The 21,924-nt window shown below is 45.2% G+C and carries 24 protein-coding genes and 1 tRNA gene; 5 read left to right on the forward strand and 20 right to left on the reverse strand.

The window, feature by feature from the left end; genetic code table 11:
* Positions 1–91 precede the first annotated feature (91 nt).
* From Q7A_RS00005 to glnE, 16 genes are all read right to left on the reverse strand, one after another.
* Positions 92–167 (reverse strand) — tRNA-Lys (locus Q7A_RS00005).
* 140 nt (positions 168–307) lie between these two features.
* Positions 308–976, reverse strand: coding sequence for a 7-cyano-7-deazaguanine synthase QueC (queC, locus tag Q7A_RS00010; RefSeq protein WP_014705239.1), 669 nt, complete (start codon positions 974–976; stop codon positions 308–310).
* On the reverse strand, positions 973–1,614 hold the full coding sequence (gene queE, locus Q7A_RS00015; protein ID WP_014705240.1) for a 7-carboxy-7-deazaguanine synthase QueE: 642 nt from the start codon (positions 1,612–1,614) through the stop codon (positions 973–975). Before queE ends, queC begins: the two co-directional genes overlap by 4 nt.
* Positions 1,615–1,637: 23 nt before the next feature.
* Complete coding sequence (ybgF, locus tag Q7A_RS00020; RefSeq protein ID WP_014705241.1) at positions 1,638–2,468, reverse strand: tol-pal system protein YbgF; 831 nt, start codon at positions 2,466–2,468, stop codon at positions 1,638–1,640.
* A 1-nt stretch (position 2,469) separates the two neighbouring features.
* Positions 2,470–3,039 carry a peptidoglycan-associated lipoprotein Pal gene (gene pal / locus Q7A_RS00025; protein WP_014705242.1) on the reverse strand — a complete coding sequence of 190 codons (570 nt, stop codon included), beginning with the start codon at positions 3,037–3,039 and terminating at the stop codon, positions 2,470–2,472.
* Positions 3,040–3,060: 21 nt separating this feature from the next.
* Positions 3,061–4,362 (reverse strand): Tol-Pal system beta propeller repeat protein TolB, encoded by a 1,302-nt coding sequence (gene tolB / locus Q7A_RS00030; RefSeq protein WP_014705243.1) that lies wholly within the window; start codon positions 4,360–4,362, stop codon positions 3,061–3,063.
* An 11-nt stretch (positions 4,363–4,373) separates the two neighbouring features.
* A complete protein-coding gene (gene tolA, locus Q7A_RS00035; RefSeq protein ID WP_089418489.1) occupies positions 4,374–5,456 on the reverse strand; it encodes a cell envelope integrity protein TolA in 1,083 nt (360 codons plus the stop codon).
* Positions 5,457–5,462: 6 nt separating this feature from the next.
* On the reverse strand, positions 5,463–5,909 hold the full coding sequence (gene tolR, locus Q7A_RS00040) for a protein TolR (RefSeq protein ID WP_014705245.1): 447 nt from the start codon (positions 5,907–5,909) through the stop codon (positions 5,463–5,465).
* Positions 5,910–5,923: 14 nt separating this feature from the next.
* A complete protein-coding gene (gene tolQ / locus Q7A_RS00045; RefSeq protein ID WP_014705246.1) occupies positions 5,924–6,592 on the reverse strand; it encodes a protein TolQ in 669 nt (222 codons plus the stop codon).
* Positions 6,582–6,986 (reverse strand): tol-pal system-associated acyl-CoA thioesterase, encoded by a 405-nt coding sequence (gene ybgC / locus Q7A_RS00050; protein WP_014705247.1) that lies wholly within the window; start codon positions 6,984–6,986, stop codon positions 6,582–6,584. Before ybgC ends, tolQ begins: the two co-directional genes overlap by 11 nt.
* Entirely contained in the window at positions 6,986–7,999 is a 1,014-nt protein-coding gene (gene ruvB, locus Q7A_RS00055) for a Holliday junction branch migration DNA helicase RuvB (RefSeq protein WP_014705248.1), read from the reverse strand. Before ruvB ends, ybgC begins: the two co-directional genes overlap by 1 nt.
* Positions 8,000–8,001: 2 nt before the next feature.
* Complete coding sequence (gene ruvA / locus Q7A_RS00060) at positions 8,002–8,598, reverse strand: Holliday junction branch migration protein RuvA (protein WP_014705249.1); 597 nt, start codon at positions 8,596–8,598, stop codon at positions 8,002–8,004.
* The gene (gene ruvC, locus Q7A_RS00065) at positions 8,595–9,134 is read right to left on the reverse strand and encodes a crossover junction endodeoxyribonuclease RuvC (RefSeq protein WP_014705250.1); all 540 of its coding nucleotides are present in this window, start codon (positions 9,132–9,134) and stop codon (positions 8,595–8,597) included. The genes ruvA and ruvC overlap by 4 nt, the downstream gene beginning before the upstream one ends.
* 14 nt (positions 9,135–9,148) lie before the next feature.
* Positions 9,149–9,898, reverse strand: coding sequence for a YebC/PmpR family DNA-binding transcriptional regulator (locus Q7A_RS00070; protein WP_014705251.1), 750 nt, complete (start codon positions 9,896–9,898; stop codon positions 9,149–9,151).
* Positions 9,899–9,945: 47 nt separating this feature from the next.
* Positions 9,946–10,875, reverse strand: a complete 930-nt coding sequence (locus Q7A_RS00075; protein WP_041354149.1) for a branched-chain amino acid transaminase — start codon at positions 10,873–10,875, stop codon at positions 9,946–9,948.
* A gap of 42 nt (positions 10,876–10,917) precedes the next feature.
* On the reverse strand, positions 10,918–13,725 hold the full coding sequence (gene glnE, locus Q7A_RS00080) for a bifunctional [glutamate--ammonia ligase]-adenylyl-L-tyrosine phosphorylase/[glutamate--ammonia-ligase] adenylyltransferase (RefSeq protein ID WP_041354738.1): 2,808 nt from the start codon (positions 13,723–13,725) through the stop codon (positions 10,918–10,920).
* A gap of 173 nt (positions 13,726–13,898) precedes the next feature.
* Between glnE and Q7A_RS15685 the strand changes: the two genes are divergently transcribed.
* Both Q7A_RS15685 and Q7A_RS00085 read left to right on the forward strand, forming a co-directional pair.
* On the forward strand, positions 13,899–14,021 hold the full coding sequence (locus Q7A_RS15685; RefSeq protein ID WP_151903934.1) for an alternative oxidase: 123 nt from the start codon (positions 13,899–13,901) through the stop codon (positions 14,019–14,021).
* Positions 14,022–14,084: 63 nt separating this feature from the next.
* Complete coding sequence (locus tag Q7A_RS00085; protein ID WP_014705254.1) at positions 14,085–14,453, forward strand: DUF6164 family protein; 369 nt, start codon at positions 14,085–14,087, stop codon at positions 14,451–14,453.
* An 89-nt stretch (positions 14,454–14,542) separates the two neighbouring features.
* Here the strand turns inward: Q7A_RS00085 and groL are convergent, their stop codons facing one another.
* The 3 genes from groL to Q7A_RS00100 form a co-directional block, all read right to left on the reverse strand.
* The gene (gene groL / locus Q7A_RS00090) at positions 14,543–16,171 is read right to left on the reverse strand and encodes a chaperonin GroEL (protein ID WP_014705255.1); all 1,629 of its coding nucleotides are present in this window, start codon (positions 16,169–16,171) and stop codon (positions 14,543–14,545) included.
* Positions 16,172–16,228: 57 nt separating this feature from the next.
* The gene (gene groES / locus Q7A_RS00095; RefSeq protein WP_014705256.1) at positions 16,229–16,519 is read right to left on the reverse strand and encodes a co-chaperone GroES; all 291 of its coding nucleotides are present in this window, start codon (positions 16,517–16,519) and stop codon (positions 16,229–16,231) included.
* A 147-nt stretch (positions 16,520–16,666) separates the two neighbouring features.
* Positions 16,667–17,122, reverse strand: coding sequence for an FxsA family protein (locus Q7A_RS00100; protein ID WP_014705257.1), 456 nt, complete (start codon positions 17,120–17,122; stop codon positions 16,667–16,669).
* A 228-nt stretch (positions 17,123–17,350) separates the two neighbouring features.
* On the opposite strand from Q7A_RS00100, the gene Q7A_RS00105 reads away from it, so the two are divergent.
* Both Q7A_RS00105 and Q7A_RS00110 read left to right on the forward strand, forming a co-directional pair.
* Positions 17,351–18,703: an OprO/OprP family phosphate-selective porin gene (locus Q7A_RS00105; protein ID WP_014705258.1), complete on the forward strand. Its 1,353-nt coding sequence runs from the start codon at positions 17,351–17,353 to the stop codon at positions 18,701–18,703.
* Positions 18,704–18,796: 93 nt separating this feature from the next.
* A complete protein-coding gene (locus tag Q7A_RS00110) occupies positions 18,797–20,587 on the forward strand; it encodes a GGDEF domain-containing protein (RefSeq protein WP_014705259.1) in 1,791 nt (596 codons plus the stop codon).
* Between the two features lie 33 nt (positions 20,588–20,620).
* On the opposite strand, the gene arsC is transcribed toward Q7A_RS00110, so the two are convergent.
* Complete coding sequence (gene arsC, locus Q7A_RS00115) at positions 20,621–21,061, reverse strand: arsenate reductase (thioredoxin) (protein ID WP_202971541.1); 441 nt, start codon at positions 21,059–21,061, stop codon at positions 20,621–20,623.
* Between the two features lie 154 nt (positions 21,062–21,215).
* On the opposite strand from arsC, the gene Q7A_RS00120 reads away from it, so the two are divergent.
* Entirely contained in the window at positions 21,216–21,893 is a 678-nt protein-coding gene (locus Q7A_RS00120) for a TIGR04211 family SH3 domain-containing protein (RefSeq protein ID WP_014705261.1), read from the forward strand.
* Positions 21,894–21,924 lie beyond the last annotated feature (31 nt).

The following is a 21,924-nucleotide window of genomic DNA, read 5'->3' on the forward strand; positions in this document are numbered from 1 at the left end:
AGCGAGAATTATACAGCCACTCGCCCGGCTGTCAACAACAATTATTACAGAATTATGAAACTAGAATAAAACTGAAATCTTGCGGAAAAAATGGTGGGCCGTCTGCGACTCGAACGCAGGACCATCGGATTAAAAGTCCGGTGCTCTACCAACTGAGCTAACGGCCCAAACCAAGCGCGACATAATACTATAGTTGATAAAAATGACAACCCCAGTTGCCAATATTTTTCTATTTTACTGACATAGATTAGTGGGTGGAGTCTTACAGGAAACAGGTAATCACTGATTCTTACCAAGAAACAATAACTTATTGATAACGTGTTGGGTCTGCTAATCCGGCATCAATAAAACCTTGTCGTCTGAAGCGGCAGGAATCACATTGTCCACACGCTCTGCCTTGCGCATCAGCTTGGTAACAGGAAACCGTTTCGCTGTAATCAATCCCCAGCTCCGTACCACGCTTAACGATTTCTGACTTTGAAAGATACATCAATGGTGCTTTTATATATATAGCGGAACCTTCAACTGCAGATTTGGTTGCCAGGTTAGCCAGCTTTTCAAATGCATCAATAAATTCAGGGCGACAATCAGGATAGCCTGAGTAATCCACAGCGTTAACCCCGACAAAAATGGCTTCGGCATTAAGCACTTCTGCCCAGCCTAATGCAATCGACAGAAAAACTGTATTTCGTGCCGGGACATAAGTAATCGGAATACCCTGCTGTTCTGTCTCTGGCACATCAATGTCATCTGTTAATGCTGAACCACCGATGGCACGAAGATCAATCTGTATTACTTTGTGGCTGGCGACACCAGCTTTTTTAGCCAGATTTTCCGCCGCTAAAAGTTCGGTTTTGTGTCGCTGACCATAATCAAAGCTGATACTGAAGCATTCATAACCTTCAGCTTTGGCAATTGCCAGGGCGGTAACGGAATCCAATCCGCCGGAAAGTAATATGACAGCACGTTTAGTCATCGGCCTTGAGCATCGTTCCACAAATATTTATGCAATTGAATTTGCATTCTCACCGGCAGATTATCGGCAATAATCCATTCCGCTAAATCCGTTGGCGTTAGATCACCATGCACTGGGGAAAATAAAATCTCACAACGATCTATCAGATCCAGTGAAGATAACTGTTCACGAGCCCAATCATAATCTTCGCGATTGCAAATAACGAATTTAACCTGATCCTGATGATTTAACTGATCGACATTACTGTATAGGTTTTTGGAAACTTCACCTGATGCGGGGGTTTTTAAATCCATAACCCGAACGACTCGCGGATCGATATTACCGATATCCATGGCACCACTGGTTTCCAGAGACACTTCGACATCCAAATCACACAAGGCGGTTAATAACTCCCGGCAGGTGTTTTGCGCCAACGGCTCGCCGCCGGTAACAGTGACATAGCGGGGATTGTAGCTTTTTACTTCTGCAACAATGTCACTTACTTCCATTTTTTGCCCGCCATGAAAGGCATAAGCTGTATCACAATAACCACAACGCAATGGGCAGCCGGTCAACCTGACAAAAACTGTAGGCAGACCCACTGTCCGGGTTTCACCTTGTAATGAATAGAAAATCTCGGTGATACGACATTGAGCCATCTACGTTATCTACAAAAATTGTTTTATTGGGCATTTTGCTGGATACGATCCAGACGCACTTTCGCCAAGCGAGAAGCTGATGTATCAGGATATTGTTCAATAACCTGATTCAATGATGCTTGCGCCTTACTGGTATCGCCAGTTTCATATTCACTGAAACCACGTTTTAACAAAGCATCTGCAACTTTATTACTATCGGGATAGCTGGATATGACTTTATCGAAAGCTACAATTGCTTTATCAAATTCACGTAAAACATAATGTGCTTCACCCTGCCAATAATAGACATTAGGCAGATATAAACTGTTTGGGTAGGTTTGAGGGAAAGCTCCCAAGGCTGACAAAGCATCCTGATAACGACCGCCACGCAGATCCTGTAATGCAGACTGATATGCGGCTTCGCCACTTTCCACAGCTACAGGTACAAGCGAACTGTCTTCAGCCTTTGTCTGTTCATCGGGGGTATTCTGCAAGCCACTCTCAGCTAATTCTTCATCAATTGACTCATTATCAACACTAGGAGAATCAACAGTTGAAGGAGCTTGAGAAACTGGTGGTTGCTGCTGGATTTCTGTTATCCGTTGATCAAGATCCAGATATTGTTCACGCTGGCGTTTTTGAATCTGCTCTATCTGGTGATTAAGCTCTTCATTAGCACCATTTAAACGCTGAATCTCTCGCTGTAATTGATCAACCTGAGTGAGCAAAGAGGTTAATCCCTGCCCCTGAATAATACGTTCCAGTCGATCCATGCGAGCCTGTAAAGACTCTTCCTCAGCCCAAGAAACAGCGGGCGCCAATATAGCGCCCACCATTACTACTATTGCAAGTTGTTTTTGCTTTTTAAACGGCATATCAACGACCAATGTAAATTATTTCAACTCGACGGTTTTGCGACCATGCAGATTCATCACTGCCATCAACAGCAGGACGCTCTTCACCAAAACTTGTCACACGAAATTGTTGGGCACTCGCACCTTGCAACATCAGTAACTGACGAATAGACAAAGCACGTCGCTCGCCTAATGCAAGATTGTATTCACGTGAACCCCGTTCATCGGTATGACCTTCAAGACGGACAGTCAGATTAGGGTTTTTGCCCAAATACTCGGCATGAGCTTCAACAATAGACTGATCTTCGGCTCTGACGCTGGCACTATCATAGTCAAAGTAAATGACACGATTGGATAATGGATTAGAAGGATCGTTCAATTCACTTCCTTCGTAACCATCCTCACCAACAATTACACTTGCTTCAGCTCCCAGATCACTACCATCTGCTCCTTCGCCATCAACACCTGAAGTTGAAGTGCCATTACGCTCCTCAACCAGTACTTCATCGGTTCCATCTTTTGTGGCGTTACCGCTACAGGCATTGAGTAAAAACAATGCAATAAGTAGAGCCGAGAACTTATAACGATTCATAACAAACACTCCTGACATAAATTATTTTTTCAGCGGAGACCATGCTGGTTCACGCACAACAGTTCCGGATTCGCTCAAACGTTGATGGATCCGGCCATCAACAGAGACAGCAGCTAAAATACCGCTACCTTTTTGCTCAGTAGCATACAGGATCATTTGGCCATTCGGCGCGAAACTCGGCGACTCAGCTTTTCCTGAATCGGTCAAAACGTGTATTGCGCCGGTTTTCAAGTCCTGTACAGCAATATAAAAACCGCCATTGGCACCATGGACCATGGCCAGTTTGCTTCCATCTGGTGATAAATCAGGTGAAGCATTGTAATTTCCTTCAAAACTGATCCGCTCAGCTCTCCCGCCACTTGCTGAAACTTTATAAATTTGTGGTCGCCCCCCACGGTCAGAAGTAAAGTAAATATCACTTCCATCCGGCGACCAGACGGCTTCAGTATCAATCGCCTGAGCATTGTTGGTTACCCGGATTAAATCACCATTAGCCAACTCCATGACATATATTTCCGGATTACCATTTCTCGACAGAGTCAAAGCCAGTTTTTTGCCATCAGGCGACCAGGCTGGGGCGCTGTTTATTCCTTCAAAGGAGGCAACTGACTTGCGTTGTCCGCTTTGCAACTGCTGAACAAAAACCTCTGTTTTACCATTCTCAAATGATACATAGGCTAGCTGATCACCATCAGGGCCCCAGGACGGTGACATAATAGGTTGAGTAGATTGTAATACTGTTCGGGGATTTGCTCCATCGGCATCGGATATCTGTAGAGCGAACCACTTTTTACCATCACCAGCTGTTATTTGTGTAACAAATGCCAGACGTGTTGAAAAGATACCTTTTTCACCCGTCAAAGTTTCATAAATCACATCAGCAATTTGATGCCCCAAAGCACGCAGACCAGATGCTGGAACCTGGTAACGTTTTCCTGCCAATTGCTGACCACGATAAACATCAAATAATTGGAACTGAACCTGATAGTTCTCTCCATCTTGACTGCTGATTTTACCAATGACAAGCCCTTCCGATCGTAATAAACGCCAATCGGCAAAGTTGACCTGAGATTGTTCGGATGGACGAGAGACCAAATCCTGATTATCTAATGGTGCGAAACGCCCACTACTCTCAAGATCATTACGAATAATGCTGGTTATATCCTCTGGTGATTTCATTCCCTCGGACCCAAACGGCACTATCGCAATGGGAAGCGCACCATCTGAACCACCGGTAATTTCAACTTTCAAAACGGCAAATGCCTGAATTGGCATAAAAAACATAGCCATTAAGGCAAGAAAACGAATTAATCTCAGGGCCATATCAGCTTCTCTTATTCAGGTTTAAAGTATATTTCAATGCCTTCATTAATTATCTTTTGCGCAGCATCAGGATCAGAGGGCATTGGCATTGGAGCGGCCTTGTAAACAGCATTTTCTGCAGAACGATCAAAGATTTCACTACCACTGCTTTTTATCACTCTTACACTACGAATATCTCCACCCGGAATAAGTTTCACTTCCAGGGTAACAAGCAGCCCAGCTTCTGCATTTGCCGGTTTGGTCCAATAACGGGTAATTCTTTGCTGAATTTGCAAGCCATATGAATCCAATATTCCAGTAATACGTTGTTGTTTGCGTTGTTCTGCTTCAGCATCTAATTGTCTCTGCAAAGCTTCTTCAGCTTCTGCTCGTGATTTTTCCGCTGCCAAGCGTTCAGCCTCAGCTTTTCGTTTCGCCTCATCTTCAGCAGCTTTTCGTTTGGCTTCTTCTTCTGCCTTAAGCTTGGCTTCCTCTTCCGCTTTTCGTTTGGCCTCTTCCTCAGCCTTGCGTCTGGCTTCTTCTTCCGCTTTGCGTTTAGCCTCAGCTTCCTCACGGGCCTGTTCTGCTGCTAAGCGTTCTGCTTCAGCTTTTTGTTTGGCTTCTTCAGCCGCTTTTCGCTCGGCTTCAGCCTGTTGTTTAGCTTGTTCTGCTTGTTGACGTTCCAACTCTGCCTGTTTACGTGCTTCTTCCTGCTCTATACGTTGTTGCTCAAGCTCTTTCAAACGTTGCTGTTCAAGCTCAGCTTCCTGTTTTCGTTGTTCGGCATCCAGCTTTGCACGTTCCTGCATATCCAGAAATTCCTGCTCTTTACGAGCCAGCTCATCTTGCGTTTTTTCAAGTTGCTCATCCAGCTTTTGCTGACGCTCTTCTTCTGCGGCACGTTTTTTTTCTTCCGCTTCCTGCAACCGTGCCATTTCTTCAAGAATCAAATCTTCATCAACCACGGTAGCTTGTACGATCTCGACTTCTGGCTGACCAAACTGGCGAATATCAGTGGGCATATCAAAGCTGAAGATCAGCAGCAGAAATAACAATATATGCAGTATTGTTGAAGTGCCACCGGCAAGAAGAGTTTGCACAATTGGATGCTTCATCTTAAATTACTGTGTGTCCGTTTCCGGTCGTTGAGTAATCAAACCGACATTCGGTACGCCTGCTTTTTGTAATAACGCCATAGCACCTACCACTTGTCCATAACTTGCTGAACTATCGCCTTTGACCATTACTGGTGTTTGAGGGTTACGGCGTATTACGGCTGATACTCTGGCAACCAGTTCCTGTGCACCAAGGCTTTGATCCTGATTCTCCCCCACAGACGCATAATAAGCACCATTAGCATCCACTGAAATCACAAGTGGCTCAAGGTTTTCCGGTGCTTCTACCGGGTTGGCATCTGCTTTGGGTAAGTCGACCTGAACGCCCTGGGTAAGCATGGGCGCGGTAATCATGAAAATGATCAGCAAGACCAGCATGACGTCGATGTACGGCACGACATTAATTTCTGCCATAGGCTTGCGACGTTGGCGTTGTTGTTTATAAAGCGCCATAGTTGGCTCCGTTATTAACCTTGTTGCCGTTGCAAAATTGAAGAGAATTCTTCAACGAAATTGTCATAACGACTAATCAATCTCTCAACTTCGTGTGAATAACGGTTATATGCTACAACCGCTGGAATCGCTGCAAACAAGCCCATTGCTGTTGCGATCAACGCCTCGGCAATACCTGGTGCGACCATAGCCAGAGTCGCCTGTTGCACTTCACCTAAGGCGCGGAATGAATTCATGATACCCCAGACCGTTCCAAACAAACCAATGTATGGACTGGTAGAGCCTGCCGTCGCCAGAAAGGGTAACGAAACTTCCAATTCATCCATTTCACGGGACAAGGAAATACGCATTACCCGCTGTGTCCCCTCCAATACATAGGTTGAATCAGTAGAGGATTTTTTTAAACGAACAAATTCCTTGAAACCTGCCTCGAAAATTCCCTCCATACCCCGACCAGAATGTGGTCTGGCAGTAATGTCCTCATAGAGTCTGTTTAATTCATTTCCCGACCAGAATTTATCCTCAAATAAATCAGCATCTCGCCGGGCATCGGCTAACTCGCTGCGTTTTTTGAAAATAATGGTCCAGGAATAAACTGATATCAGCAGCAAAATCAGCATCACGATCTGCACCAGTAAACTGGCTTCAGATATCAGGGACATCAAGGATAGATCAGCATTCACAGTGCATCTCCGTCAAAATAAAAGAAGGTATCGGGCACGGTTTAAATCGCAAAGCATCCAGACAGGCCACTCGGACCGACGCACTGCACAACATCTCACCGTCACACAGCACTGATTGCTCAAACTGCATGCTTGCACCGCTCATTTGTGTCATTTCAGATCGAATCAATAAGGCATCATTAAAACGTGCCGGGCGACGAAAATTGATTTGCATCGAATGGACTGCAAACAGACAATTATGTTCGTCTTTTAAAATAGTTTGTTCAAAACCAAGTTGGCGTAGCCATTCTGTTCGCGCCCGCTCCATAAACTTCAGATAATTTGCGTGATATACCACGCCACCACTATCTGTATCTTCGTAATACACTCTCACCGGCCAATCAAAAGACTGCATCAATCACCTGTTAGATCTAAATCCGGTGTCAGACCCAAATGCAAAAAAGCCCGTTTGGTGGCGATTCTGCCACGAGGTGTCCGCATGATAAATCCTTCCTGAATCAAAAAGGGTTCAATAACATCTTCAATCGTGCCACGCTCTTCGCCAATGGCTGCAGCAATATTGTCCAGTCCTACCGGGCCACCGGAAAATTTTTCAATAATGGCCAACAACAGTTTTCGGTCCAGCATATCAAAGCCAAACTTATCAACATCCAGTAAATCCAGTGCCTGTCTAGCAATTTCTGCCGTGACAATACCATCAAACCGCACTTCTGCGTAGTCACGAACCCGTCGTAATAAACGGTTGGCTATCCGCGGCGTGCCTCTGGAACGGTGAGCAATTTCATCTGCACCATTAACGTCCAGCGTTAAGCCTAGAATACGTGCGCTACGCTGCACAATCGTACTTAAATCAGCAACATTGTAAAATTCTAATCGCTGCACAATGCCAAACCGGTCTCGCAAAGGCGAGGTCAGTGAACCAGCGCGGGTTGTTGCTCCGACCAGGGTAAATGGCTCAAGATCCAGCTTAATCGAACGAGCTGCCGGTCCTTCACCGATCATGATATCGATCTGGTAATCTTCCATCGCCGGATACAACACTTCTTCAACCACCGGGCTTAACCGATGAATTTCATCGACAAACAATACATCATTCGGCTCGAGATTCGTCAGCAATGCTGCCAAATCACCAGGACGCTCTAAAACTGGCCCCGAAGTTTGTCTTAAATTAACGCCCATTTCATTGGCGATAATATGGGCCAATGTGGTTTTACCCAGACCCGGAGGACCGAATATCAGAGTATGGTCCAATGCTTCTTTACGTTGCCGGGCCGCTGCAACAAATAACTCCATCTGCTCACGCACCACCGGCTGCCCGATATAATCCTCTAACCTAATGGGTCGTATAGCCCGATCCACCCGGTCATCATCATTCAGCGTTTGCGGAGTAATAAAACGTTCATCCATAGTTAGTTACGCTGTAACGCCTGTCTGATGATTTGCTCGGTAGTCATATCCTGCGCATCAAAACTACGGATCATTCTGTCTGCTTCGGCGGCTTTATACCCTAAAGCAATCAAAGCTTCCAGTGCTTCTTTTCGTGCCCCGCTGCTGCTCGGCATATTCGTCGTAATTTGTTCATCAAGCCCCATTGCAGAACCGACTTCTTTAAGTCTGTCGCGCATTTCTATAATAAGACGATCTGCTGTCTTTTTACCGACACCTGGCAAACGCGTCAAACTTGCGGCATCGCCTTCCTGCACACTTCGGGCAAAGCTATCAACATCACTCCCCGATAAAATTGTCAGCGCCAGTTTCGCTCCCACACCATTTACCTTAAGTAAACTGCGAAATAATAATCGTTCGCGAGTAGTCGCAAAACCATATAACAATTGGGCATCTTCGCGCACGACTAAATGGGTATATAAACTCACTTTTTCATTAAGTGACGGCAAATTTACAAACGTCGACATGGGGGCGGAGACTTCATAGCCCACCCCATTTACATCCAGCACTAATTCCGGCGGCTGTTTTTCGATAATAATTCCGGTAAGACGACCAATCATCGGCTGTAACGTCCTCCTCGACGACGACTGATGCGCATTCCTGCGGGAAGTTTATTGCTGAGACTATCCAGTGCGGCATGATTTGCATGGGTTACCGCACAGGCTAAGGCATCTGCGGCATCTTCCATTGGCGCTTCTTTTAATTGCAACATGACGGACATCATATACTGGACCTGTTCTTTTTTGGCATGTCCGTTACCAACGACAGCTTTTTTTATTTGGGTAGCGGAATATTCATGGACTTTTAACTGTTGATTGACTGCGGCACAAATGGCAGCCCCTCGAGCCTGACCAAGTTTCAATGCTGAATCAGCATTTTTATGCAGAAACACCTGTTCGATGGCCATAATTTCAGGTTGATAACGTAGAATCAGATCGGTCAGTCCATCAAAAATCTGCTTCAAACGATCGGCAAATTCACCATCACCCACCAGCAGTCTGCCATTAATGACATGTTTAATCTGTTTACCGTCAAGCTCTATGATGCCAAAACCGGTTTTACGGGAGCCGGGATCAACACCGAGAATGCGTGGCATAGTGGGGATGGCCGCTAGTTCTCCAGCTGCGCCATAACCTCATCAGAAAAGTCTGCATTTGAATAAACCTGTTGCACATCATCCAATTCTTCAAACGCTTCAATCATTGCAATAGCTTTTTGTGCATCTTCCAGCTCAAGACTGACCGTGGTATCCGGGTGCATCGTCACTTCTGCAGATTGCGCTTCCAGTCCAGCAGTATCAAGTGCGTCTTTCACTGCCGAATAGTCTTCTGGAGAAGTAAACACATCTACTGAACCGTCAGCATTGGTGACGATATCTTCTGCACCGGCTTCAAGCGCAATTTCCATCACATCATCTTCAGTAACGTCATTACCAAAGCTGATAATACCTTTCTGATTAAACAGATAGGCAACTGAGCCATCCGTTCCCATGTTACCGCCGCGCTTGCTGAAAACATGGCGCACTTCGGCAACAGTACGATTACGGTTATCGGTCATGCAATCAACCATAATGGCGATACCGTTAGGGCCATAACCTTCATAACGAATTTCTTCGTATGCCGCGCCTTCCAGTTCGCCGGCACCACGCTTGGAAGCACGCTCAATAACATCTTTAGTCATATTGCTGCCCAATGCTTTATCGATGGCAGCACGTAACCGTGGATTCGTGGCAGGATCACTGCCGCCCATTCTGGCAGCGACAGTAATTTCACGAATCAGCCGTGTGAACAGTTTGCCGCGTTTGGCATCTTGCGCACCTTTTCTATGCTGAATATTCGCCCATTTACTATGACCTGCCATTTGGTACTAACCTCTTTGTTATTACGTTAAATAGTTTGTTTTCTGAATTAAACCAGGGTATTCCAGTCGCGATAATATTCGCTACGACCGTAAACCTGGTCGAAATACATGCTTTGTAGCTGTTCCGTGATTGGGCCGCGTTTACCCTCGCCAATTGGACGATTATCCAATTCACGAATGGGGGTAACTTCTGCGGCAGTGCCGGTGAAAAAGGCTTCGTCACAGATATACACTTCATCACGCGTAATGCGTTTTTCAATGACTTTCAAACCAATATCGTTCGCCAGTCGCATAACGGTATCGCGGGTAATACCCTCCAGTGCAGAGGTCAACTCAGGTGTATAAAGTACACCATCACGCACCATAAAAAAGTTTTCCCCACTGCCTTCCGTAACAAACCCGTTGGCATCTAATAAAAGTGCTTCGTCATAGCCATCGTTCACGGCTTCCTGCAGCGCCATCATCGAATTCATGTAGTTGCCATTGGCTTTGGCTTTACACATAGTGATGTTGACATGATGGCGGGTAAACGAAGAGGTTTTGATACGAATGCCGCGGGTCATATTTTCTTCCCCCAGATAGGAACCCCAGCTCCAGGCAGCCACCATGACATGTGTTTTCAGATTATCAGCGCGAATACCCATGCCTTCAGAACCATAAAAACACATCGGACGAATATAGGCAGAGTCCAGTTTGTTATCGCGAACCACCGCTCGTTGCGCATCGTTTAATGTTGCTTTATCAAACGGGATATTCATACCGAGGATCTTGGCACTGCGGAACAGCCGGTCAGTGTGCTCCTGCAGGCGAAAAATAGCCGTTCCAGTCTCTGTTTGATAGGCACGAACGCCTTCAAAGACACCCATACCGTAATGTAGTGTATGGGTCAGCACATGGACTTTAGCTTCACGCCATGGCACAAACTCACCATCCAACCAGATAACGCCATCACGATCTGCCATTGTTACTGCTGCCATAATTACCTACTTTTGAGACTTAAGTTGATATCAAACTGGTTTTTAACCTAACCAGCGTTGCCAAATTGCATTCACTTGTTGCTGAAAATCGACCACTTTGGCTTCCGGCACTACTGCCGGCTGTTCCTGCAGGACACAGTGATTTGCTTCACTACGGTAATACCGATATGCATCTGCGAGCATGGTCCCTTCTTGCTCACTGAGCTTGCCTGTCGCGACTAAAGCATCCAAAATTCGGATATTATCGGTGTAAACCATCAGATCTGGCAAGTTTGCTGACCACGCAAGTACTGCATATTGCACCATAAATTCAATATCTGTGATACCTCCAACACCCTGCTTAAGATCAAATTTTCCTACAGAAGACTTGTCCAGTTGCTGACGCATTTTATGGCGCATTTCGCTGACTTCTTTTGCCAACTCTGATTCAGTACGTGATTTGCACAAAACCTGCTGACGAATATGGCTGAACTGCCCGGCTAATTTTTTATCACCTGCTACACACCTTGCTCTCACCAGCGCCTGATGTTCCCAAGTCCACGCTTCGCTTTGCTGATAATCAGCAAAGCCTGAAATCGGACTGACCAGCAAACCCGAGTTACCTCTAGGACGCAGTCGCATATCGACTTCATAAAGCACGCCACCCGATGTTACGGTATTTAATAAGTGGATCATCCGTTGTGCCAGCCGGGTATAAAACACCATTAAATCAACTGGCTTGTTCCCATCCGTCATTCCTTTCAACGCATCATTGAACACAAATACCAAATCCAGATCCGAGCCATAGCCCAACTCCAGCCCACCTAATTTGCCATAGGCAATCACACTAAAGCCGCACTCCAACATATCGTCTTTATCCGCTGCCGGTGGTAATCCGTGACGCACAATCAGATGTTGCCATGCTAACAGCAATACCCGTTCCAACAGAATTTCTGCCAGTTCGCTGAGCTGATCACCAACACGCATTAACGGTAATACTTCAGTGACATCTGCCGCAGCGACATGCAAAGTCGCAATTTGCCGAAACTCACGCAATAAATTCATTTGCTGCTCAAGATCGGTGTCTTCAGCAACTGATAGAAATTGATTCAATAAAGCTTTTTGCTGTTCACGGCCGGGCACTTCATAAAGCGAGCGTGGATCCAGTAATTCATCCAGCAACACCGGATAGCGGGCCAATTGATGACTGATCAGCGGGCTCGCTGCACAGAGTTTGACCAGCTGCGACAATGCCAAGGTGTTTTCGACCAATAGCGACATATAGGCTGAACGCCGCATGATGGATTCCAATAGCGGAATCATCCGGTTCAGACAGGTATCGGGATCGTCAGTACCAGCAGCTGCCTGAACCAATAACGGCAATAATTTTTTGAGTCGTCCAAGACCTGTGTGACTGAGGTTTTTGACGACATGCAGGTTCAATAGTTTTTCAATCGTCTGCTGGGATTGCTCCGGTTCGTGATATCCCCATTTCTTCAAGTATGCAAAGATTTCTTCCTCGCTGGAAGTTAACAGTGCAATTGTCTCAGTGGCTTCATTATCGGCCTGAGGGGCGGTAAGCAACTGCGCAAAATGTTCATGAACCTGCTGACGATGTTCATTGAGCGTTGTGGCGAATTCATCCCAGCTTCCAAAACCCATACTACGCGCCAGACGCATCTGCGCTACATTATCTTTAGGCAATAAATGGGTTTGTTGATCCGCCCAGGCCTGAATACGATGTTCAGTACGCCGCAAAAAAATATAAGCATTTTTTAAAGCCGTTACCGCGTATCCTGACAGTAATTTTCGTTCCGCCAATAAATCCAGAATCGTCAGAATGGGTCTTTGTTGCAAAGGCCTGTCACGCCCGCCATAAATCAACTGGAACACCTGACCAATAAATTCAATTTCGCGTATTCCTCCTGCACCAAGCTTGATATTGTTTTCCATACCCTTTAAATGCAGTTGCCTGGCGATCATCGATTTCATCTCGCGCAAGGAATCAAACATGCCGTAATCAAGATAACGCCGATAGACAAAGGGTCTTAGCAGCTCGTTGACGGCTTTTTTATCCTGTTCACTGCCAGTGACAGGTCTTGCCTTAATCATCGCATAGCGTTCCCATTCCCGGCCCTGAGTCTGATAATAATCCTCCATGGCATCGAAACTGGCTACCAACGAACCACTATCACCAAAAGGGCGTAGACGCATGTCTACCCGAAACACAAAACCATCAACTGTCACGTTATCGAGAGCCTGAATCAGTTTGCGGCCAAGGCGAGTAAAAAACTCTTCATTGGTCAGGCTTTTTCGGGCGCCTTGTGTTTCACCCTCATCAGGATAGGTAAAAATCAAATCAATATCTGAAGAGAGATTCAGCTCACCAGCACCCATTTTCCCCATTCCCAGCACAATCAAATGCTGTGGGTCGCCCGCATTATTTGTTGGTGTGCCCAATAATTCAGTTTGCCAATGATAAAGTTTGTTTAATGCCTGTCTTACGCAGCAATCTGCCAGTGCAGTCAACTCTCGCACCGTTTCTGTCAGATCCGCCCAACCACTTAAATCCCGCCAAATGATACGAACCATTTCGCGATGTCGAAATATCCGCAACTGTTGGTGCAAAGTAGCTTCATCATTTACCTTTGCCAGTCGGGTTTGTAATCGCTGCTGATAGCCATCTTCTGCATAGACAATTTCCAAATCACCACTTTCAACCAACTCACGCAACCGCTGTGGCTGTCTGTCGCCCTGATTCAACACATACTCACTGGCAGTTAATACTTCAGGAGCAGCATCGAGCAGATATTGCTTATCCTGCAGAATTGATAGCCATTGTTCTGTCAGTAGCGGAGGAGAGATGGTCATTTTTGCCTCATTTGCCATTTCAAAGTGCACAATCATTAAATATGTGATTAAACTAACAGAACACATGCTTTCTCGCGATGCATAAACGACAAAAAATTCACCTCTGTTCGTGTGCCTTCAAAGATTGAATGAACTTCAGTCTCGTCATAGGGGACAATAATGGATAGCACTGAATATGGTGTGCCACATTACACACCGAAACGTACTTCAGAAATGCGGTTCTGGTTGTAAGAGACGATGAGGCCAAACATCGTGTTGTGAGTCATGACTTTGCTAATCAACTGCAAAACGCCTAATATGCCGCTGCATTCATTGTTACAACCGGCTAAAACTGACCACGCTGACAGACAAGGACGACTATGGCGACTTTATTATTTCGACTTAACAATGTAGCTGAAGATGAAGCAGAAGATGTCCGGCAATTACTGGATGAGAAAGGCTTTGCCTTTTACGAAACTCAGGCCGGATTTTTTGGCCTTGGTGTGGCAGCCATATGGTTGGTGAATGATGAACAATTTCCCATTGCCAAAGCCACTCTCGATGAATATCAGACCAAACGCGCTATCGAACAACGTCAGCATTATGAAAATCTGCGTGCCAATGGTGAAATCCCAGGGTTTTTCCAATCCATTCTTCAGCATCCACTTCGCTTTATAGGCGTGTTGCTGTTAATAGCTTTTGTATTGAGTCTGATGTTGATTCCTTTCTGGAAAACATTACATCCTTAAAAGCTCTTTTCAATTTAATAAGCAAAAAAAAAGCCCCACCTCTTTCGAGGCAGGGCTTTTTTGTGCGCTGAGAACTATGCTGTAACGAATTACATCATGCCGCCCATACCGCCCATATCAGGCATTGCAGGCGCTTCTTCTTTCGGAATTTCAGCAATCATGGCTTCAGTGGTCAACATCAGACCCGCAACCGAACCAGCATTTTGCAATGCCGTACGCGTTACTTTAGTTGGATCCAGAATACCCATTTCAATCATATCGCCATATTCACCGCTTGCCGCGTTGTAACCGTAGTTACCCTTACCTGCAGCAACTTCATTCAATACAACAGAAGCTTCATCGCCAGAGTTGGTTACGATTTGACGTAAGGGTTCCTGCATTGCACGACGTGCGATAGCAATACCAGCATCCTGGTCCAGGTTGTCACCTTTCAGCTCGCCCAGGCTCACTTCGGCACGAACCAGAGCAACACCACCACCAGCAACTACGCCTTCTTCAACGGCAGCGCGAGTCGCATGTAATGCGTCTTCAACACGGGCTTTTTTCTCTTTCATTTCAATTTCAGAGCCAGCACCAACACGAATTACCGCAACACCACCGGCTAATTTAGCCACGCGTTCTTGCAGTTTTTCTTTGTCGTAGTCTGAAGATGAATCAGCGATTTGTGCACGAATCTGTTCAACACGTGCAGTGATTTCATCAGCACGGCCCGCACCATCAATAATAGTGGTGTTTTCTTTGCTGACAGAAATTTTCTTCGCTTGACCCAGATCATCCAGAGTGACTTTTTCCAGGTTCAGACCAACTTCTTCAGAAATCACGGTACCGCCAGTTAATACAGCGATATCTTCCAGCATAGCTTTACGACGATCACCAAAGCCAGGCGCTTTAACCGCACAGACTTTAACAATGCCGCGCATGTTGTTGACAACCAGAGTAGCCAACGCTTCGCCTTCAACGTCTTCTGAAACGATCAGCAGTGGACGGCTTGATTTGGCAACGGCTTCCAGTGTTGGCAGCAGTTCACGGATGTTAGAGATTTTTTTGTCGTACAGCAAAACGTATGGGTCATCCAGGTTGGCTGACATAGTTTGCTGTTCGTTTACAAAGTATGGAGACAGGTAACCACGGTCAAACTGCATACCTTCAACAACGTCGAGTTCGTTTTCAAAGCCACGGCCATCTTCAACCGTGATAACGCCTTCTTTACCGACTTTTTTCATTGCTTCAGCAATGATGTCACCAACTGACTTGTCAGAGTTGGCAGAGATAGTACCGACTTGAGCAATCGCTTTATCATCGTCACAAGGTGAAGACATTTTTTTCAGCTCTTCAACTGCAGCAGTCACGGCTTTATCGATACCGCGTTTCAGATCCATTGGGTTCATGCCCGCTGTGACTGATTTCATGCCTTCACGTAAGATTGCCTGGGCAAGTACGGTGGCAGTAGTAGTACCGTCACCCGCAGCGTCAGAAGTTTGTGAAGCAACTTCTTTCACCATTTGTGCGCCCATATTTTCAAATTTGTTTTCTAATTCGATTTCTTTAGCAACTGAAACACCATCTTTAGTAATAGTTGGTGCGCCGTAGCTTTTATCCAAAATAACATTGCGACCTTTAGGTCCTAATGTCACTTTTACCGCGTTGGCCAGCGTATTCACGCCTTTGACCATCAGCTGGCGCGCATCAGCGCCAAATTTGACTTCTTTAGCAGCCATTTTAATTCCTCTTTATAGCTATGTTTAACGTAACCAGATATGAAATCGTCGGGAAGCTTACGCTTCGATCACAGCAACGATATCGTCTTCACGCATTACCAGCAGTTCTTCGCCTTCCACTTTGACTTCGGTGCCGGCATATTTGCCAAACAGCACTTTGTCACCGACTTTAACAGCCAGAGGACGGACTTCACCAGAATCGGTAGGTTTGCCGTTACCCGCTGCGATAATTTCACCACGAGATGGTTTTTCTGCTGCATTGTCAGGAATGACAATTCCACCAGCAGAGGTAGTTTCTTCTTCCATGCGACGAACAATCACACGATCATGAAGGGGACGAAGGTTCATTAGTTTTATCCTCCAAAAGTAACAAAAAATGACCAAGAAAATTCCAGGAACCCCTTTAATGGGGCTGCCTGAGTAAACTTCAAGTGCCTGAGTTAAAAAATTTCTGAAAAATTTTTCACATAGCCGTAAATGCTTGCTTTACCGACATTAATGAATATGGCGTTGATCGTCATCTTTGATAACTTCACCTTCAATAACATCATCGCCTTGCGAGTAACGCTTCTGTGCTGACCATTGCTGACGGAATATCACATTGCTGTTACGAATTAATTTCAGCAATAGCATTCGGCGTAAGGCTGGAACCAATAATAAAAAGCCCACCGCATCGGTTACAAAGCCTGGAATCAGTAACAGAAAGCCACTTATAAATAAGGTCATTCCCTCCAGCATCTCCAAAGCCGGCGTGTCACCACGACGAATTGATTGCTGAGCTCGCTGCATGGTTGCCAGCCCTTGTAACTTGACCAACCAGGCGCCTAAGACCGCAGTCGCAATCACAAACAAAATGGTCCAGCCAGCGCCAATCACCTCACCGACTTCGATTAAAACGTAAATTTCTGCGATTGGAACCAGCAGAAATAACAAAAATAGCCACTTGAACATATTTATTCCTTAACGGATAGCATTCACTAGGAAGGTTGGGGCTTATCCGGGCTTTTCAACCAAGTCAGTCGATTATTGATGTGGTTTTTTAACAACATTTTTGGCGATTTGTTGCGTTGTCACACAACTGTCACAGTTTTTTCATCACGCTGAAATATTTGGGTTTTAAGGTGTGCAGGTCTCGGAGATTCAAACCGAACGTGTTTTATCAACTAAGAGGATAGTCCCTTGAAATTAAAAACGTCTGCAATACTAATCGCCGGCGCACTGTTCGGTGCCGCCACACTGCCTGCACAGGCTAACAATGATGCCATGATGGATCTTTTACAGGTTTTACGTGATAAAGGCACAATCAGCAACGATGATTACAAATTGCTGACCAATGCCGCAGCGGCTGATAAAGAAATGGCAGAAGCTGATAAAGAAGAGCTGAAAAAAGAAGTTGAAACAGCAACTGCTGAAATGCCAAAAATCACTACCGATGGCAAATTGGTTGTTTCAGACCGTGAAGGTAACTGGGAATTCCAACCAATTGGTCGTGTCATGTGGGATGCAGTTAATGCTGATGCTGATACTGACAACAGTGACGATGATGTCAAAGGTACAGAATTACGTCGTGCTCGATTAGGTTTCTCAGGTAAAATTTATGACTGGGGCTATAAATTTGAAGCTGACTTCGCTGGTAATGACGTATCTGTAAAAGATGCCTATTTGGGTTACGGCAACAAACTTACAGAAAGCACTAAATGGGGAGTTAAACTCGGTCAATCCCATATCCCGTTTGGTCTTAACACCAAAATCAGTTCTAAATACATGACTTTCATGGATCGTCCAATGTTTGCAGACAGTACAGTCTCTCCAGCACGCGAGAGTGGTATTGTAGCGGCAATCAATGATAAAGATTACAAATGGTTACTGTCTGCTGGTCTGACTAACGGCCCGCTTGATGGTGACGGCGAAACTTGGGACAACAACGGAAGTACCTTTGCGGTTCGTGGCTCATTTCTTCCATATAATGAAGGTAAAAACCTGATTCAACTTGGCGGTGGTTACCTTCGCCAAGGTGGCGGTGATAACTTCGGGTTTACACCTGACTTAGTTAGCCATGATGACAGCTTTAAACCTGTATCAACGGGCTCTATCGCACTTGAACAAGCTGATGCATTCACTATCGATGCTATGGGTGTATTCGGTTCGTTCCACGCTATGGCTGAATATCTGGACCATACTGCTGAACCTGAAACAGGTAGTGATATCGATACCACAGGTTATGCAGTTGAAGCTGGTTATTTCCTGACTGGTGAATCACTAAAATGGTCAAAAGGCTACACATCTGGCATCACGCCTAAATCACAGTACGGTGCATGGCAAGTTGCTGCACGTTTTGAGAGTGTCGAAATCGACCCAGGTTCATCTTTAGAAGATGAATACGACCAGTTCACTCTCGGTGTTAACTATTATCCGACTAAAAATACTCGTCTGATGCTCAACTACTCAAAAGTTACCGATCTGACGGTTAATGGTAGTGGTGCTGACGAAGAGCCTTCAGCTGTTAAATTCCGCGCTCAAGCCTTCTGGTAGCCGCGGAATCAAGAGAGTTATCTCCTCTGCAAACTTGCCCCACTCCTTTGGGTGGGGCTTTTTTGTATCTGGCTTACTGGGAGTTAAATTCCAATGACAAAAGAAGAGTTACTGCAATTTACTTCACTGGAAGATATCCTTACCGCAGGAACACTTACCCCTCTTTTTCAACCAATTGTTTCTTTAAAAAACCAAGAAATTTATGGCTATGAAGCATTGATTCGTGGCCCTTCTGACAGCGTTTTACATTCTCCAATCAATTTATTTGATGCTGCCAGCCGACATGGGCGTTTAGCTGAACTGGATCTGCTTTGCCGTGAAATAGCCATCACTCGTTTTGGTGAATTACGACTAAATGCCAAGCTGTTTATTAACACTATCCCGTCAGCATTATTGCAACCGGATTATCCGCATGGCTTAACCGAGAAATTCCTGCAAAAGTCGGGAATTCCCGCAAAACAGGTGGTGATCGAGTTAACCGAACAATACCCGATTGACGATTATGTTTTAATGCGCAAAGCAACCCAACATTATCGTGAAATGGGCTTCTCGATTGCCATTGACGATTTAGGGGCGGGTTATTCGGGGTTACGCACTTGGTCAGAGTTAAAACCGGATTATGTCAAACTGGATCGTCACTTCATGCAGAATATCCATGAAGATCAGCAAAAAAAACAGTTTGTCCAATCGATGATAGATATTGCACAAAGCAGTAATTGCAGAGTTATTGGTGAAGGTGTAGAAGTTCGAGAAGAGTATTTAGTGGCTCAATCCATGGATATGCATTTTGCGCAGGGTTATTATTTTGGCCGCCCAACACCGAATCCTAAGCGAGAATTACCGCCTGAATTATTTGCCAAACGCCAGCCCCGAAATAAGATTCATTCGGGGGTTCCCCGTTCAGATTCACTGGTGGGAAGCTTGCTGACTCAATTAACACCGGTTCGCATTTATCATGATGTCAATCAGGTGGGCGAACGTTTTCAAAATGCCGTAAAACTGGCCGCTCTCCCCGTTTTACATGAGAACGATACCATTGCCGGCATGGTATGGCGGGATGAGTTTATGACCCTGTACGCAAGTCGTTATGGTCGAGACTTACATGGTCGCAAACCGATTCACCTGTTTATGGATAACCGTCCTATCATTGCTGAAACGAATTTGCCGTTAAAGACGCTCAGTCAGCAAATCACCAGCCAGGAACCTTCTCAGCAACACAGCATTTTTATCATTTCTGAACAAGGTTACTACCGTGGTATAGGTAATCTGATGGATTTGTTGCGCCAAATTACTGACTTGCAGCTGACCATCGCTCGCCATGCTAATCCACTGAGTGGGCTACCCGGAAATGTGCCTTTAAATGAGCACATTCAACAAGCCATCCGGGAGAAACACCATGCTACGGTATGTTATTTCGACTTGGATAACTTCAAACCGTATAACGATACCTATGGCTATAACAAAGGAGACAAGGTCATTACCAAAACAGCAAAAATCCTCAGTCAGTTCATTGATTATGAAATTGATTTTTTGGGCCATGTTGGCGGCGACGATTTCATCGTAATCTTTGATAGTCAGGACTGGCGCCATCGCTGTGAGATGATGCTGGAGGCGTTTGCGTTACTCTATAGTGAACTTTATAGTGATACCCATCTGCAACAAGGTGGCATTCAAGCCTTTGACCGTCATGGTGAACAGGTTTTCTATCCTTTGTTAAGTTTATCCATCGGCGCCGTCACTATTAGTGATTTTGATTATTTGATCGATGAAACAGACCTGGCTGAACATGCCACCAAAGCCAAATCAAAAGCAAAGAAAATTCCGGGCAACAGTCTGTATCAACTTAAACTTTCAGATTGCCAGCTATTGGCCGAGATGAGTTAAGTTAAAGAAACGCAATAAACAAGACCTAACCGTTTAGCGTGCATTTGCCACAGACTTGTTTAACTGTTGCAGTACATAGTTTACCCGTTGCTTGATTTTTTCCCGGGTAAGTCGAAATTCTGCCAGAATTTCGGCATCAGAGCCCCGATATTTTGCCGGATCGGTCAGCGGTAAATGCAACCGTAGCGTATGTGGACTAACCACTGGGCATTGTTCATCAGCGTTTTCACATAGCGTGACTAATAAATCCGCCCATTCCAGCATTTCACCATTTATCCGAATAGATTCCTGCTGTGAAATATCAACACCAACTTCAGACATCACTTGTATTGCCTGAGCATTCAGTCCATGTGATTCGATGCCGGCAGAACGTACTTCAATTTCATCCCCAGCTAGAAATCTGGCCCAACCTTCAGCCATTTGAGAGCGACAGGAATTTCCTGTGCACAAAAACATTATTCTGAACTTATCCATAACCCACCTCATTAAATTCACCGCTAAACATAACAACCTTTTGTGACAAACCCATTAATTCACAACTATTCTTAATAATGATTATTATCTGTTCTTGAAATCAGCCACATGGCTTCTGCTAGAATGACCCTTTAATTTTATCTCGGGTTTTCACGTGAAAAAAATCATTATCAGTCTGTTGTTTATTGCCGCCCCAATACTTATTTCGGGGAACAGTTCAGCCCAAACAACGCGTTATGTTTCGGATGAGCTTGAGATTACGATGCGCAATGGTCAAGGATTGGAATTTGGTATTCGCAAAATGCTGACATCCGGTACCGAACTTGCTGTACTGGAAAATGATCCTTCAGGTTATTCGAAGGTTCGCACCAATGAAGGCGTTGAAGGTTGGGTGTTATCCCGTTATCTGGTCAACAACCCTAGCGCACGTGACCAACTGGCAGCCAAAGAACAACGCATTGCCAATCTGGAACTGGAAATTACTGGTTATAAAGAAGAAATTGAACAATTGAGCTCACAGACCAGTGAAGCAGATAACCAGAACATGTCGCTGAAAGAAACTGCTCAGCGGCTCAGTAAAGAATTGGATGACTTACGACGCACCGCCTCTAATGCCGTGGCACTGGAAAATGAAAATCGCCAGTTAAAAGAGCGGCTGCAGCAAATCGATCATGAAATTCAATCTATTGTGATTGAAAACAATACGCTTAAAGACAATGATGCCAAAAACTGGTTTTTAATTGGTGCCGCTGTATTGTTTGGCGGCATGATTATCGGACTGGTTTTACCGAGTCTGAGAATACGTAAGAAAAATGCTTGGGGAAATTTCTAAACGCTTTAGACACGATGCCATTTTTCTCGGT

The organism is Methylophaga nitratireducenticrescens, from assembly GCF_000260985.4.
In the GTDB taxonomy this organism is placed as follows: Bacteria; Pseudomonadota; Gammaproteobacteria; order Nitrosococcales; family Methylophagaceae; genus Methylophaga; species Methylophaga nitratireducenticrescens.

Coding starts and splice junctions, on each gene's coding strand:
- ybgC (WP_014705247.1), bottom strand. CDS start 6,986: ATGCAGTCTTTTGATTGGCCGGTGAGAGTGTATTACGAAGATACAGAT.
- ruvB (WP_014705248.1), bottom strand. CDS start 7,999: ATGGATGAACGTTTTATTACTCCGCAAACGCTGAATGATGATGACCGG.
- glnE (WP_041354738.1), bottom strand. CDS start 13,725: ATGACCATCTCTCCTCCGCTACTGACAGAACAATGGCTATCAATTCTG.
- tolR (WP_014705245.1), bottom strand. CDS start 5,909: ATGGCGCTTTATAAACAACAACGCCAACGTCGCAAGCCTATGGCAGAA.
- Q7A_RS00100 (WP_014705257.1), bottom strand. CDS start 17,122: ATGTTCAAGTGGCTATTTTTGTTATTTCTGCTGGTTCCAATCGCAGAA.
- Q7A_RS00075 (WP_041354149.1), bottom strand. CDS start 10,875: ATGGCAGCAGTAACAATGGCAGATCGTGATGGCGTTATCTGGTTGGAT.
- Q7A_RS00085 (WP_014705254.1), top strand. CDS start 14,085: ATGGCGACTTTATTATTTCGACTTAACAATGTAGCTGAAGATGAAGCA.
- tolA (WP_089418489.1), bottom strand. CDS start 5,456: ATGAAGCATCCAATTGTGCAAACTCTTCTTGCCGGTGGCACTTCAACA.
- ruvC (WP_014705250.1), bottom strand. CDS start 9,134: ATGCCACGCATTCTCGGTGTTGATCCCGGCTCCCGTAAAACCGGTTTT.
- ybgF (WP_014705241.1), bottom strand. CDS start 2,468: ATGCCGTTTAAAAAGCAAAAACAACTTGCAATAGTAGTAATGGTGGGC.
- tolB (WP_014705243.1), bottom strand. CDS start 4,362: ATGGCCCTGAGATTAATTCGTTTTCTTGCCTTAATGGCTATGTTTTTT.
- pal (WP_014705242.1), bottom strand. CDS start 3,039: ATGAATCGTTATAAGTTCTCGGCTCTACTTATTGCATTGTTTTTACTC.
- queE (WP_014705240.1), bottom strand. CDS start 1,614: ATGGCTCAATGTCGTATCACCGAGATTTTCTATTCATTACAAGGTGAA.
- groL (WP_014705255.1), bottom strand. CDS start 16,171: ATGGCTGCTAAAGAAGTCAAATTTGGCGCTGATGCGCGCCAGCTGATG.
- arsC (WP_202971541.1), bottom strand. CDS start 21,061: ATGGATAAGTTCAGAATAATGTTTTTGTGCACAGGAAATTCCTGTCGC.
- queC (WP_014705239.1), bottom strand. CDS start 976: ATGACTAAACGTGCTGTCATATTACTTTCCGGCGGATTGGATTCCGTT.
- Q7A_RS00070 (WP_014705251.1), bottom strand. CDS start 9,898: ATGGCAGGTCATAGTAAATGGGCGAATATTCAGCATAGAAAAGGTGCG.
- groES (WP_014705256.1), bottom strand. CDS start 16,519: ATGAACCTTCGTCCCCTTCATGATCGTGTGATTGTTCGTCGCATGGAA.
- Q7A_RS00110 (WP_014705259.1), top strand. CDS start 18,797: ATGACAAAAGAAGAGTTACTGCAATTTACTTCACTGGAAGATATCCTT.
- ruvA (WP_014705249.1), bottom strand. CDS start 8,598: ATGATTGGTCGTCTTACCGGAATTATTATCGAAAAACAGCCGCCGGAA.